14 protein-coding genes are annotated in these 13,319 nt (G+C 47.8%); 10 read left to right on the top strand and 4 right to left on the bottom strand.

Annotation, left to right across the window (positions count from 1 at the left end; genetic code table 11):
* Positions 1-278 precede the first annotated feature (278 nt).
* The 5 genes from F4V51_RS25030 to F4V51_RS25010 all read left to right on the top strand — a co-directional run bounded on the left by F4V51_RS25030 (position 279) and on the right by F4V51_RS25010 (position 5,129).
* Complete coding sequence (locus F4V51_RS25030) at positions 279-1,913, top strand: copper amine oxidase N-terminal domain-containing protein (RefSeq protein ID WP_153980858.1); 1,635 nt, start codon at positions 279-281, stop codon at positions 1,911-1,913.
* Between the two features lie 195 nt (positions 1,914-2,108).
* Positions 2,109-2,561 (top strand): disulfide oxidoreductase, encoded by a 453-nt coding sequence (locus F4V51_RS25025; protein ID WP_153980016.1) that lies wholly within the window; start codon positions 2,109-2,111, stop codon positions 2,559-2,561.
* Between the two features lie 17 nt (positions 2,562-2,578).
* Positions 2,579-3,037 (top strand): FixH family protein, encoded by a 459-nt coding sequence (locus tag F4V51_RS25020; RefSeq protein WP_153980015.1) that lies wholly within the window; start codon positions 2,579-2,581, stop codon positions 3,035-3,037.
* A 225-nt stretch (positions 3,038-3,262) separates the two neighbouring features.
* Positions 3,263-4,693, top strand: coding sequence for an alpha/beta hydrolase family protein (locus F4V51_RS25015; RefSeq protein ID WP_153980014.1), 1,431 nt, complete (start codon positions 3,263-3,265; stop codon positions 4,691-4,693).
* A 46-nt stretch (positions 4,694-4,739) separates the two neighbouring features.
* Positions 4,740-5,129 (top strand): MerR family transcriptional regulator, encoded by a 390-nt coding sequence (locus tag F4V51_RS25010; protein ID WP_227779975.1) that lies wholly within the window; start codon positions 4,740-4,742, stop codon positions 5,127-5,129.
* A gap of 49 nt (positions 5,130-5,178) precedes the next feature.
* Here the strand turns inward: F4V51_RS25010 and F4V51_RS25005 are convergent, their stop codons facing one another.
* The 4 genes from F4V51_RS25005 to F4V51_RS24990 form a co-directional block, all read right to left on the bottom strand.
* Positions 5,179-5,856 (bottom strand): succinylglutamate desuccinylase/aspartoacylase family protein, encoded by a 678-nt coding sequence (locus F4V51_RS25005; RefSeq protein ID WP_153980012.1) that lies wholly within the window; start codon positions 5,854-5,856, stop codon positions 5,179-5,181.
* A gap of 94 nt (positions 5,857-5,950) precedes the next feature.
* The gene (locus tag F4V51_RS25000; protein WP_153980857.1) at positions 5,951-6,919 is read right to left on the bottom strand and encodes an ABC transporter ATP-binding protein; all 969 of its coding nucleotides are present in this window, start codon (positions 6,917-6,919) and stop codon (positions 5,951-5,953) included.
* A 20-nt stretch (positions 6,920-6,939) separates the two neighbouring features.
* Positions 6,940-7,740 carry an ABC transporter permease gene (locus tag F4V51_RS24995; RefSeq protein ID WP_153980011.1) on the bottom strand — a complete coding sequence of 267 codons (801 nt, stop codon included), beginning with the start codon at positions 7,738-7,740 and terminating at the stop codon, positions 6,940-6,942.
* Positions 7,737-8,513, bottom strand: coding sequence for an ABC transporter permease (locus F4V51_RS24990; RefSeq protein ID WP_153980010.1), 777 nt, complete (start codon positions 8,511-8,513; stop codon positions 7,737-7,739). Before F4V51_RS24990 ends, F4V51_RS24995 begins: the two co-directional genes overlap by 4 nt.
* A 305-nt stretch (positions 8,514-8,818) precedes the next feature.
* Between F4V51_RS24990 and F4V51_RS24985 the strand changes: the two genes are divergently transcribed.
* From F4V51_RS24985 to F4V51_RS24965, 5 genes are all read left to right on the top strand, one after another.
* On the top strand, positions 8,819-9,661 hold the full coding sequence (locus tag F4V51_RS24985; protein WP_153980009.1) for a DegV family protein: 843 nt from the start codon (positions 8,819-8,821) through the stop codon (positions 9,659-9,661).
* Positions 9,662-9,880: 219 nt separating this feature from the next.
* Positions 9,881-10,549, top strand: a complete 669-nt coding sequence (locus F4V51_RS24980; protein ID WP_416226544.1) for a response regulator transcription factor — start codon at positions 9,881-9,883, stop codon at positions 10,547-10,549.
* A 35-nt stretch (positions 10,550-10,584) separates the two neighbouring features.
* Positions 10,585-11,478: a sensor histidine kinase gene (locus F4V51_RS24975; RefSeq protein ID WP_153980855.1), complete on the top strand. Its 894-nt coding sequence runs from the start codon at positions 10,585-10,587 to the stop codon at positions 11,476-11,478.
* A 126-nt stretch (positions 11,479-11,604) separates the two neighbouring features.
* Positions 11,605-12,528: an ABC transporter ATP-binding protein gene (locus tag F4V51_RS24970; protein ID WP_153980008.1), complete on the top strand. Its 924-nt coding sequence runs from the start codon at positions 11,605-11,607 to the stop codon at positions 12,526-12,528.
* Positions 12,521-13,219: an ABC transporter permease gene (locus F4V51_RS24965; protein WP_162009989.1), complete on the top strand. Its 699-nt coding sequence runs from the start codon at positions 12,521-12,523 to the stop codon at positions 13,217-13,219. The genes F4V51_RS24970 and F4V51_RS24965 overlap by 8 nt, the downstream gene beginning before the upstream one ends.
* The last annotated feature ends 100 nt before the right edge of the window (positions 13,220-13,319 follow it).

Below are 13,319 nucleotides of genomic sequence, written 5' to 3'. Positions count from 1 at the left end.
GGATGTAAGGTTTTATTTGTGAGATTAAGGGAAATTAAGCAGATGACTTACAGTGTATACAACTCAATTTCAACAATAGATCACAATAAATTAAAATGATTATGATTATGAAAAAAACCAGTAGTGATGCGGATTCGCGGCTCTCTCAAACGGAGGCCGTGAATTTTTTTTGCCTATGGGGTGATCCAGATTAGGGATCCCTGCGTTACACCCTTTGAAAACGACGACGAGGAAACAAAGCATACAAAATTAGATTGAGGAGTGAATACGTAATGAAAATGAAAATGAAGAAGTTTATCGCACCCATGCTAAGCTTGACGCTCTTGATGCCGGGAATCGCAGGGGCTGCTTCTGCACAACAGATGCCACTGACTACGATGAAGGTTTCCGTGAACACACCTGCTGCTGACCTTAGAGCCAACTTGGATCACCTACTTTCGGAACATTTTGCACTGGCGGTAACAGCTATGGCTAAAGCATATGACGGAGCAAAAGATGCAGACGCAGCTTACAAAGCACTCGACCAAAATGCCCTGGATATGCAGCCGGCCATCGCCTCCCTGTACGGTGATGCAGGTGCGAAGGAATTCGAACGTATCTTCCGTGCTCATAATAAATACACCGACGACTTGGTGAAAGCAACCAAAATGGGCAACCAGGCTGGCATCAAACAAGCACAGGATAACATCAATGGATTTGTCGATGAGTTCTCCACATTCCTGAACACCGCAACGGAAGGCAAATTGCCAAAAGCGGCAGCCAAAGAAGCACTGAAGGTACATGAAGATCTCGTGCAAAAAGTATTCGATGAATATGTAGCCGGAGATTACAGCGATGCATACAAGGCGTACCGCGAAGGTTTCAAGGAGATGTTCGACGTAAGTAAAGCGCTCTCCACGGCAATCACGACACAAATGCCTGAAAAGTTCGAGAACACCAAAGCCGATACAAAAGCAGCTGATCTAAGATCTGCTCTGAATCACCTGGCTTCCGAGCACTTTGCGCTGTCTGCCCTGCAAATGCAAGAGGAATATGATGGACGGACAGCTGCCTCGAATGCTCTGGTTACAGCTGAAGCCGGGAACACAGCTGATTTCAAAGCAGCCATTGCTTCGATCTACGGTAATGACGGAGCCAACGCTTTCGAGAAAATTTGGGTAACCAATCATGTTAATGCACAGAGTGACTATGTAAAAGCCGTTAAAAACAATGATGCAGCAGCTCGTGCAGCGGTAGAGAAGCGTATTGATGGTTTCACCACAGAATTTGCTGCATTCCTCGATTCGGCAACTGCAGGCAATCTGCCTAAGGCAGCCGGACAAGAAGCACTGACTACACACGAGGAGCAAGTACAGAAAGTTCTCGACCAATATGCAGCCGGCAATTATGATGCTTCATATACAACGAATCGTGAAGGTTTCAAAGTGATGTTTGGTGTAGGTCAAGCCCTGGGTAATGCGATCGTGACTCAGAACAATGACAAGTTTCAGGAGCCGATGACACCTGCCCCAACACCAACGCCAGCTCCGGACATGACCACTGTTTGGATGAAGCTGAACAGCAAAATGCTGAAAATTAACGATAAAACGACCAACATGGACACTACACCCGTGCTCTGGAAAAACACGACGTACATTCCACTTCGCTTCCTGAGTGAAGGAATTGGTGCAACGGTGAAATGGGATAAAAAAGCCCAGGAAGTTACGGTTATGGCTGGTGATGATACCCTCGTATTCTGGGTGAACAACAAAGTCATGGAAGTGAACGGTATGAAGAAGAACGTAGGCTCCACAGTGTTTGTTAACAAAGACGGACGTACCCAAGTACCCCTGCGTTTCATTGCTGAAATTCTGAACTGGGACGTAAAATGGGCTCAAAAGGACGGTTCCATCACATTGACCAAATCGATGTAATCATAGGAAGTAGACCAACGAGTAACCAGAAAGAAGCAGGAGGGCTGCCCGCAAGGCAGCTCTTTTGTGTTTCACCAATTTATTCAAATATTTGGTATAATGATCATCATGTAACACCCTACATAACGGCTTGAATAGCCCTTGCGTCATGAATGAGGTATTATGATATTTCAAAATGCAGAGGAGGCCAGATGAATGAGTACATCATCAAAACCTGAGCGACCGGCGAGACACGTGGATACCCGGCTGTTTATTGCTTGGGCCGTATCCGTCATCGCGACGGGAGGAAGTTTATATTTCAGCGAGATTAAGGGATATATCCCTTGTGATCTGTGCTGGTTCCAGCGAATTTTTATGTATCCACTGACCATAGTACTTGGAATTGCCTACTTCAAGGATGATGTAGGGATTACCAAATATGTGCTTCCGCTTAGTTTCATTGGCGGTGGAATCTCGTTATACCACGTTACGATTCAGCGAATCTATTCAGCTACTGGCAATTCCGTTGCTTGTGGGCAAATTCCTTGTTATACCGACTATTTGAACTGGTTTGGTTTCATCACGATTCCATTGCTTGCCCTGATTGCGTTTATCATCATTATTGTAATGTTGTGGGGAATTGGCAAAACACCAAAATCTTCTTCATAAGAAAGGACAGATGATGGATGAGTGGACAAGTCCGTTGGTTCATGCCGTTAATTATCATTCTGCTCCTTACGACTGTGGGCTGCTCCAACGATGAGCAATCCCAGAGTACAGATACGCTGGAGATGATTAAGGTGCAGCTCATGGTACCGGATAAGGTGTCCATCCAGGATGATGTTGCCCTGCAGATTAAACTGACGCAGGGAGGTCAGCCCGTGGATGATGCAGACCATGTGCAATTTCAGGTATGGAATGAAAAAGATGAACCAGCAGCACCTGCTGTGGATCAAGGAATGAATCCTGAGGATCTGGAAGCTCAGGGAGCGATTACAGCCCAATCCACAGGGGATGGAATCTACGAGGCTAACTATGCGTTCGAGGAAACGGGCGTATATGTCGTACAGGTCCATGTAACCGCTGGGGCCATGCATGCAATGCCGAGAACCAAGGTAACTGTAGAGAGCGCTTCGGGCGATTAAAAAAGAATGCTCAGTTGAACATGAAAACCCGCCAGACGAGGTACAAGCCAATCAGGGCTGCTGTACTACGTATGACGGGTTTTCTAATGATGACTGTTATTAATTCCTGATTTGGAAGAGATCATATCAGCCCCTTAATGATATGGTCAAAAAGTTTAACCTTGACCTTGAAGTATGCTTCAAGGTTTATCCTTGTTGTATTACAGAGATGTTGGAGGTTGAACGATGAGAATATTGGAATGGATTTTAGTACTTGTAACTCTTGTGGTCGCCATATTGATGCTGGTTCGTCCGAGACGCGGGATGAGGATGGCTATGATATCTGCTTTGGTTTTGTTTACTGTGCTGCACGGTGTAATAGAGCAATTTCGAGTGCAAATGCTGCCTACATATCTTCTGGTCCTGGTTCTTTTGGTTATGATTGTTGTTCGACAAAAGAATCACAGATCACGGATCCAAGCCACGCTGACTTCTATCATGGTATTGCTACTTAGTGCAGGTTCAGTGGCACTGACCTGGTTACTTCCTGCTTTTACAATGCCTGAACCAACCGGCCTGTATGCCATCGGTACATTCCAACAGCAGCTCGTGGATGAATCCCGCGAAGAGACGAAGTCGCCTGAGCCAGGAGACAAGCGAGAACTTATGATCAATGTCTGGTATCCAGTGGATCACGAAGCTGCCAAGGGACTTCCGCTGGAGCATTATCCCGCAGAGCTGGGTGAAGCTATCAGCCTCGTGTTCGGTATTCCACCACAGGTGTTTAGCTATCTGGACACGATTCCCACACATGTGGTCACGGGTGCAAAGGTATCGGCCGCCGAGAGCAGTTATCCTGTGCTGCTGTTCTCTCCAGGGGTTCGTTCTGCCCGTTTCCAAAGTATGACCGCTATTGAAGAACTGGTTAGCCATGGATACATTGTGGTGGGGATAGACCATCCGTACACATCAGCACAAGTTACATTTCCGGACGGGCATGGCGTGGCGTATGAAGCTAATCCCGAATTCGATACGTCAGAAGAACTGTATCAGTATAATGTCCAAGGAGTAGGCATACGTGCAGCTGACGCAAGCTTTGTACTGGATACGCTCACCCAGTGGAATAAACATGATCCAAATCAACTACTGAAAGGTAAGCTGGATTTGGACCGTGTCGGTATCTTTGGTCACTCCTACGGCGGTGCGACAACAGCGGAAGCGCTGGCGCAGGATGACCGTTTCAAAGCAGGACTCAGTTTGGAAGGCGGATTCTGGGGGACCGTCTCCACGACAGCCATGAAACAGCCGTTTATGTATATCATGTCAGGTGAGACAGCCAAAAGTTTTGCACCAGACGCTACCGAAAAAGACAACGTGTTTTATCCGGAGTTTGAACCGGATTTGGATCATGTCATGACACATAGCTTGAATGATACCTACTACCTGACTGTGGATGGTTTTTTCCACCAGAGCTTCACAGATATCTCGTTGATCTTGCCCCGAATGTTTGCCAGGGGCATGACGCCAGAGCATAATGTGGATATCACGAGATCGTATACGCTGGCATTCTTCGACCGCTATCTGAAAGGAGAGCAGCAGGGGCTGTTGGAAGGACCATCAGACCGTTTCCCGGAGACAGCATACGATACCGAATATACAAGCATAGGTAATAAGTAGATGAATTAACAATAGGAGGAAAGGTGGGACAGACTTTGTGGGTACCATGACGAGAGGCGAATTGGCGAAACGGACAGGAATAAGCATGGCCGCCATCCGTTATTACGAGAATAGTGGCATACTGCCTGCTCCCCGCCGGGCATCTAACGGATATCGAATATATACAGAGGATTATCTGGTCAAAATCAAATTTATTCAGGATGCACAGTCACTGGGATATTCGCTCAAAGAGATTCAGGAAAACTTGCAGCTGCTTAGCCAGGAGGATATGGAAAGTGAACAGCTGAAAATGCTGGTACGTGACCGAATCACAGACATTGAGAGTCACATTAAGAATCTGCAACGTATGCAAGGGTTCCTTGAAGCCTTGCTCATGACATCGGAAAAGGATATCCATAACTACATTCAATCCTTCCGTAACAATAAAGAGGAATAAAATAATAACCTCCCTTCCATATTACGATGGAATAGGGAGGTTACTTATTTCAAATAAACCCTGCTTCCCGCAAAAAGTGGTGTACAATTCTCGTCTGGTACTTGATCCGTACGGATCGCTTCAGGCTCCAGCAGGTTTCAACGGTGACGGAACGAGCCTGCAGCAATCTGGCTGCAGCTGTCCGGGCAGATCCAGGAAGCTCATGCTGCTTCAGGTTGAAATGCCGATCACGAATGGCGATGGAACGATTCATGTGTTCAATAATTCTTCTGCATGCTGGAACAGCACGGCTTCCGGGATTGGTGATCAGGGTTTGCCCCAATACACGGGAGCTGAGCTGTGACAATCCGTTAGCCTCGTGCAGGTCGATCCACCAGTCCGGTCCATGTTCGCGTGCCAGACGAAAGACGGCAGCAGCAAGTGGATGTTTCGCTTTGGCAGATAAGCGGCGTGGAAATGTTCTGTTCAGATCGGGATTGCCCCTGATTTTTTTGCCATAAGCCTTCTGGTTCACTCTTGGAATAATAATGAGAAGACCACGCTGAATGGATAATCGTCCTGCTGCGCAATCGTCGGCGAGTTTTTGCGCAGCAGCCATGCTTGCGGTTTCATTTCCATGAACGCCGGAAGTGACAACCATCACGGGGCCAGACGCTGCACCACGCACCATGTAGTAGGGAGTAGAGTGTGTGCTGGACGCGGCCAGTACATGTTTAGTGACAAGCATGAACCTCACCTCCGTTACTACAGTACGTCATGTCCTTCTTGCATGTAACGGCATCCGAACAGGCCCTCATCCAGATCTGTCCAAATTGGGCCAATCAGTATACCTGGTGGATAATATCTTCGAAATCCGGTTCCTGCATCTCCACATCGATAATCTCGCCCCATTGCTCCAGCAGCTTCAGAATATTCATCGTACTCCATTCTTTCCGGTTCACTTGTACAGTTACGACCAGTCCATCCACCCCTGTAATCTGTATGGCAGGAGGTATGGCATCCGGAATATGAAACTCCCCTCGGTAAGTCACCCGGATAATTGTGGGCAGACCAATCGTATCCCGCAGAGAGGAGATCGTACCGTCATATGTGAGCCGGCCGTGATTGATAACCATCACCCGGCTGCATAACTGCTCGATATCATCCATATCATGCGTCGTCAGCAAAATCGTTTTGCCAAACTCTTCATTTAGAGTCCGCAGAAACTGACGTATGTTCCGTTTGGCGTTTACATCCAGCCCAATGGTGGGTTCATCGAGAAAAAGCAGTTCCGGATCATGCAGCATGGAAGCTGCCAGATCTGCACGCATTCGCTGTCCAAGTGAGAGTTTACGGACAGGCGTAGCCCAGAAGGATTCAAGGTCCAGCAGTTCAGCGAACTGGGACAACCGTTTCCTTTTGAGTTCAGCAGGTACACCGTACATTTCAGCCAGAATATCATACGAATCCTTCACGGGAAGATCCCACCAGAGCTGGCTGCGTTGACCAAATACTACTCCTAGTCGCCTTACGGTTTGCAGCCTTTCCTGATGCGGGTTCATGCCGGCTAGCAGGACTTCCCCCGAGGTCGGGTGGAGGATGCCGGTCAACATTTTGATCGTGGTTGACTTACCGGCACCATTCGGCCCGATGTATCCAACGAACTCCCCTTGTGGAATGTCAAAACTGATGTCACGTACAGCCTCTTTGGACACGTATTCGCGTGAAAATAACGTCCGGAGTCCGGAGAACCGGCCTTCCCGAACGACCGGCGTTTTGAATTCTTTTTGCAGCTGCCTCGCTGTGATCATGTTCATGGTAAGATCCCTCCTTAGCTTCCCGTGCTTTGATATTTGGTGATACCGTATTTCCAGAAGCGCAGACTGGCTGCCAGACACAAAGCAGCTACAGCCGCAATCGCGGCAAGCACCCAAGCTCCACCTTGACCCCGCAGTAGATACAGGGAGGGGATGTAGTTGACGAATCCAACCGGAATGACCGTCAGCAGAATGCCGGACATCCACTTGGGATATAACGTTAGCGGATATTGGGCAGCTGTACGGGCGGCATCTTCAGTGATTGTCTGCAGTTCTTCAATCCGTGTGGTCCAGAATCCCAGCGTCGCTGTAGCCAGTCCAATGGAGAAGAGGATGATGGCTCCGGTCACAATAATCAGCAGAGAGAGGGGAATGACCGTCCAGCCGATCTGCCCGCTGTGCATCATGCCTGCCAGAGACCAGCATAGAATGAATCCTCCCTGAAGCACTTCGCCGACCATGATGCGGAAATTTTGCGGCAGCAGGGCAAGTAATACGGGCATGGGCCTCGTTAACAGTTGATCCAGTTCGCCGCCGACTAAATATTTCTCCAGATGATGAACCTCATTGCCGAAGGTACGGTAAAGTGTTTTGGATAACGTCATGATGGCGAACAGATAACCGATCTCATGCAGAGACCAGCCTTTAATCGCACCAAACTGATGCAGCACCAGCGCAACCATGAGAAATTCGGAGATCTGAATCAGTGCGGCCAGAACGGATGCCAATATAAAATTGAACTTGTACTGCATCCGGCTGCGGATGCTGGTTCGAATCAGTATTTTATATAGATGGTACCAGGAAGTTCGCTTCATCCGCCCTGCACCTCCACTTTGCGGCGCATCACATGGGTGATGACCAGACAGATCAGGGTCATGAGCACACACCAAAGCAAGGTTCCCCAGAGCAAGGAGCCATCTTCAAAACCGAGATAGATTCGGGTAGGAACATAGAGCAGAAAGGGATAGGGTGATAACCAGGCCAGACGTTCGAGCCAGTCAGGAAGCCATTCGAGTGGAATGAAGAAACCAGCCAGCAAATTCATCATGGCATGATTGCCCCAGTGTAGCCAGGATGATTCGGTCGTCCAGATGGCAGTAACCCCAATGATGTAATTCATGCAGATGGATAAGTAGGATGCGCCGGCAAGACCAAGCGCTGCAAATAACAGGGTTGAGACCTCCGTAGGCCATTGCAGGGAAAAAACGATAGAGAATAGCAGGTAGATTGGAATGCTCTTGTACACGAACTGGTAGGCAATCTGTCCCCATTCGCGTGCCATAAGGTGAGTAAACAGATGCACCGGCCTCATCAGATCCAGCGCGATCTGCCCTGTCCTGACTGTAAGAGGAATTCCGAGTCCATTGGTGAGAAAACCCGAGATCCAGAGAGAGGATTGCGTAAACGCAATGTAACTGACCATCCCCTGTGTCCCGTATTCCCCGAGAGAGTGATCGGCCCCGATACCGATCCAGAGGCAGGCATACATGTAACCGAACATGGCGCTTGCCAGGTTATGTACCATGTGTGCTCCGCGGTATTGCAGATTCCGGGCGTAGGCTTTGGAAGCCAGAGTGAGATAAAGCATATAACACCTCCGATAAGTGGATTGAACGGCGGTCCCGTTCACTTCAGTCAAGGCGAAAAAGAGAGAAGGACAACAGCATACCAATATATTCCTTCACAGGCAAGACATTTTTTTGGGATATCCCGGAAGAAACGGGGCTGTTCAATAATGCGCCACAAGACATCGGTTCGCCAGGTCCTTTATAATGAAGGAGTAATGACGTAAACGTTTACAATTAGTGTTATTCAAATTTAAAATAATCCGCCGGGCATGTGCCTGACGATGGAGGATACAGCTTCAACAATCCGGCAAGAGAGAAGGTTGGAATGAAAAAAATTGCATGGGTTACCGACAGTACCAGCACACTCGATCCGCTGTTTGCAGAGCAAAATCATGTATACATTGTACCGCTGCGCGTTGTATTTGGAGAGGAATGCTATCGGGAGACCGAAGACATCTCATCCGAACAGTTCTATGAGATGCTTACAGAGGCTGCAAGGGCAACCAGCTCTCAGCCCCCTATAGGTGAGTTTATCGAACTATATGAATCGCTAAAAGGTCAGTATGATGAGATTATTACCATTCACTGCTCAACTGCACTTAGCGGAACGCTGCATACTTCAATGCAGGCGGCAGAGATTGCTGGAGTATCGATAACGGCAATTGATTCCAGAGCGGGAGCTTACCCGCTGCGGGAGATGATTTTGCAGGGCGTGGAAATGCAGAAACTGGAATGTTCCGTATCTGAAATCAAGCTTCACATCGAACAGATGATGGACAACATGTCCTTTTACCTCATTCCGGCCTGTCTGCAGCATCTTCACCGTAGTGGGCGGGTTTCAGGCACACAGCTTGTACTCAGCCAATTGTTGAAAATTCATCTGCTCTTGCGATTTGAAGAAGGCAAGGTCGTCGTGAACGAGAAGATTCGTACCTTCAAGCGAGCCAAACAGCGCATGTTAGAGGTGCTTAAGGTAGACATGGAGAAAGTAAAACATGTGTGTATCATGCATGCAGATAACCAGGAAGAAGCCAACACGATCAAGCAGCAAATCGCCGATCTGCTGCCCCGATTGAAGACGGAAATCATGCCTTTTATCCCTGTGGTGGGTATTCACGCAGGTGCAGGTACGATTGGTCTGTGCTGGATACGAAGCGAGACGACATAGATGGATTAGTGATCGACATGGCAGGCGAGCCACCTTGAATACAGGTGGCTATCCTGCCTTTTTTTGTTTTTTTTTGAGATGAGATTAGATAGAGTGTTATTCCACGCATTGCCAATTCGTGTGAACTGTGAGGTAATAAAAGAAAACAAAAAAGTTGGGGGAAATCACGTGTCGAGTCACCGTTTGCTGCTTGTGGAAGACGATCGTTCAATTAGCGAGATGGTTGGGCCATATCTGGAGAAAGAGGGGTACAACGTCACGTACGCATATGACGGATTAGAGGCTGAGCATAAGTTTCGAGAAGCGGAGCCTGCGTTTGATCTGGTCATTCTGGACCTCATGCTGCCGGAGCGAAGCGGCATGGACGTACTGCAGACCATCAGAGCTGCCAGTCTTGTCCCTGTCTTAATATTATCTGCAAAGGATGGGGAAGTGGACAAGGCACTGGGGCTTGGTTTAGGTGCAGACGACTATTTGAGCAAGCCGTTCTCCCTCATCGAATTGACCGCGCGAATCAAGGCGGCCATTCGCCGCGCCAATTATACAGTACCCTCGGTTACCTCGACACCAGCTAAGGATCAACGGATTGAAATTGGCGGGCTGGTCGTGGATATGGAAACCTATGAAGTGGAGCGGGAAGGCATCCCTGTAAGACTGACATCCAAGGAATTTGGCATTCTTAAGCTGTTTGTTACGCATCCTGGCAGAGTGTTTACGAAAGCACAGATTTACGCCTCTGTCTGGAATGATCCGTATTATGGGGACGAAAATATTATTAACGTACACATGCGGAGGCTGCGCGAAAAGATCGAGACCGATCCATCGAATCCGCAGTATATCAAAACGTTGTGGGGGATCGGTTACAAGCTGGAGGTGGAGTCCAAGTGATCATCCTATTGGCCATCTTAACTGTTGCTCTCCTCATGGTTGTCATTTTACTCGCTGTGAGGCTGAATAAGCGCAGCCGGCAATTGGCATATATTCATCAGAAGCTCGGAGGCATTCTGGAAGAGGGGACATATGAGCGTTTGCTGGTCTTTAGCAGCGATGCACAGATTCGCCTCCTGCTGGGGGATATCAACGAATTGCTGGACTACGCACACCGGACCGGTGCCCGTTATGCCAATCAGGAGAAGGAGATCCGCAATATGCTCTCCAACATCTCCCACGACTTGAAAACCCCTCTAACGGTCGTGATGGGTTATAGTGAAACGCTACTCCATAGCTCTTCATTAACCGATCAGGAACGGGAAGGTATGATCAGCAAGATTCAGGATAAAGCGCAGGAGGTGCTGCGTCTGATCCATTCTTTCTTTGATCTGGCCAAACTGGAGTCAGGGGATACCGAGCTTGCATTGACTCGAATAAATCTTAGTGAATTATGCCGGGTGAAGATGCTCTCCTTTTATGAAATGTTAACGAATCAGGGTCTGCAGGTGGAGCTGTCCATTCCTGAGAATGATCTCTTCGTAACCGGCAATGAGGATGCACTCGACCGGGTGCTGGATAATCTGATCACGAATGCAATGCGATATGGGGCGGACGGTAAGGTATTGGGCCTGCTGCTTGAACCAACGAATCATGGAGAGGTCATGCTGCAGATTTGGGACAAGGGTAAAGGCATTCCGGAAAAAGAACAGGACCGTGTTTTTGAACGTATGTATACGCTGGAGGATTCCCGCAACCGTCTCTATCATGGAAGCGGGCTTGGCCTCACCATCACGAAACGACTTGTCGAACGCATGGGGGGACGCATTGAGCTGCGCAGTGTACCCTATGAGCGGACCTCATTTAAAATCTCTCTTACATCTCGTTAGCCTGCCTTTTTGTGTGAATAGAGGAACTTAAGTTTTTTGTAAGATTTGATTAATAAAAAAGCAGACTTTTCTCTTTACAATACAGATATAAGAACCCGTCAGGGATCGTAAAGGAGAACAGAAGAGATGACATATATTGCACGCACCATCGGGGTGACCAAAACCTATGCAGGCACGGAGGTCGTATCCAACGTCAATATGAATATCAAGTACGGTGAAATATACGGATTTTTAGGGCCGAACGGAGCAGGGAAAACGACAATAATGAAAATGTTGACCAATCTGGTTAAGCCCACCGTAGGGGAGATTGAGATGTTTGGGGAGAAACTTACCCCTGACTCTTATGAAGTGCTTAAGCGCATAGGCAGCATCATTGAATATCCTTTTTTCTACGATAAACTGTCCGCCAGAGATAACTTGGAGCTTCACTGCGAATATATGGGGTTTCATAACAAGAAGGTTATCGGCGATATGATGGAAAGTGTAGGTCTGAAGGATACCGGCAAGAAACCGGTGCGGGACTTCTCTCTGGGGATGAAGCAGCGGCTGGGTATTGCGCGTGCACTGATTACAACACCGGAGCTCCTCATTCTGGATGAACCCATCAACGGGCTCGATCCGGTTGGCATTAAAGAAATGCGTGACCTGTTCAAACGCCTCAGTACGGAATACAGAATTACTCTCCTGATCTCCAGTCATATCCTGGGCGAGATTGAGCAAATTGCCGATACGGTAGGGGTGATTCGTGGCGGTCGTCTGGTTGAGGAAGTGTCCATGGAGAGTATTCGAGGGACTCAGAGCGAGTATATCGAGCTGCAGGTGATGGATGGACGCAAGGCGACTTATGTTATTGAGCATCAGCTTGAGTTGAACAATTATAAGTTGGTTGATGATCGTACAGTTCGCATTTATGACCCTGGTGTATCTCCTTCCCAATTAACAGGCAGGCTGGTTCAGCATGGTGTTGAGATTGAGTCGATTATCAAGCGGTCCCATTCGCTGGAGGAACACTTTCTTAACCTGGTGAAGGGGGATGGAGACGTTGCTTAAACTTATTTTTCTAGAAATGCGAAAACACCGGTTTGCTCGTAATTTCGGATACGCAGCGATCGCCAATGTGGGGATTCTGTTGTTTCTGATCATGATTGGTGTAGTGGACTGGGGAGCAGAAGATTATGCCTTTATCACATATCCTCTCTCCTTTATGCTGATTGATACCTTTGCCCGGGCAACCTTTATTATTTTTGGAGGGGCATTGATCTCGAAGCTGATTATTAGTGAATATAGCAACAAAACGATGAATGTGATGTTCACCTATCCAATTAAACGTCACAAAATTATTGCTGCCAAGCTGATTATCGTATTTGCCTTTACCTTTTTCATGATTATGTTTACCAACTTGCTAATGGGAGCAATCCTGCTGACAACAGATCACTTTTATCCCTTTATCACGGATGAGCTGACGGGTAATCAAGCACTTCAATTGCTGATCAAATATACGATTAGTTCGCTGTCTGCTGCTGCGATGGCATTAATACCACTGTTTTTCGGCATGCGAAAGCACTCGGTTACGGCAACCATGGTGTCGTCTATTTTCTTGGTTCTCGTCGTGTGTTCCGGTGTGAATGGACCGAGCGTTTCCATAAATTCCATTATTGTGATTCCATTAACTCTAGGCGCCATCGGACTTTGGATTGCTTCACTTTCCATGGTTCGGCTGGAGACAAAAGACGTGAACTGAAATGCGCGAAAAACCATGCTTCCTATGGCTTCAGATGCCATTGACATCCGCTCGTACAAGGGATAGGATAATGTCAACTGAAACATGAAGGAGAATGCGA

The sequence above is a fragment of the Paenibacillus xylanilyticus genome, assembly GCF_009664365.1.
GTDB classification, from domain to species: Bacteria; Bacillota; Bacilli; order Paenibacillales; family Paenibacillaceae; genus Paenibacillus; species Paenibacillus xylanilyticus_A.
The sequence above is the reverse complement of the archived record's forward strand: the minus strand, read 5'-3'. Positions and strand labels throughout refer to the sequence as shown.

Coding starts and splice junctions, on each gene's coding strand:
- F4V51_RS25030 (WP_153980858.1), top strand. CDS start 279: ATGAAAATGAAGAAGTTTATCGCACCCATGCTAAGCTTGACGCTCTTG.
- F4V51_RS25025 (WP_153980016.1), top strand. CDS start 2,109: ATGAGTACATCATCAAAACCTGAGCGACCGGCGAGACACGTGGATACC.
- F4V51_RS25020 (WP_153980015.1), top strand. CDS start 2,579: ATGAGTGGACAAGTCCGTTGGTTCATGCCGTTAATTATCATTCTGCTC.
- F4V51_RS25015 (WP_153980014.1), top strand. CDS start 3,263: ATGAGAATATTGGAATGGATTTTAGTACTTGTAACTCTTGTGGTCGCC.
- F4V51_RS25010 (WP_227779975.1), top strand. CDS start 4,740: ATGACGAGAGGCGAATTGGCGAAACGGACAGGAATAAGCATGGCCGCC.
- F4V51_RS25005 (WP_153980012.1), bottom strand. CDS start 5,856: ATGCTTGTCACTAAACATGTACTGGCCGCGTCCAGCACACACTCTACT.
- F4V51_RS25000 (WP_153980857.1), bottom strand. CDS start 6,919: ATGATCACAGCGAGGCAGCTGCAAAAAGAATTCAAAACGCCGGTCGTT.
- F4V51_RS24995 (WP_153980011.1), bottom strand. CDS start 7,740: ATGAAGCGAACTTCCTGGTACCATCTATATAAAATACTGATTCGAACC.
- F4V51_RS24990 (WP_153980010.1), bottom strand. CDS start 8,513: ATGCTTTATCTCACTCTGGCTTCCAAAGCCTACGCCCGGAATCTGCAA.
- F4V51_RS24985 (WP_153980009.1), top strand. CDS start 8,819: ATGAAAAAAATTGCATGGGTTACCGACAGTACCAGCACACTCGATCCG.
- F4V51_RS24980 (WP_416226544.1), top strand. CDS start 9,881: ATGGTTGGGCCATATCTGGAGAAAGAGGGGTACAACGTCACGTACGCA.
- F4V51_RS24975 (WP_153980855.1), top strand. CDS start 10,585: ATGGTTGTCATTTTACTCGCTGTGAGGCTGAATAAGCGCAGCCGGCAA.
- F4V51_RS24970 (WP_153980008.1), top strand. CDS start 11,605: ATGACATATATTGCACGCACCATCGGGGTGACCAAAACCTATGCAGGC.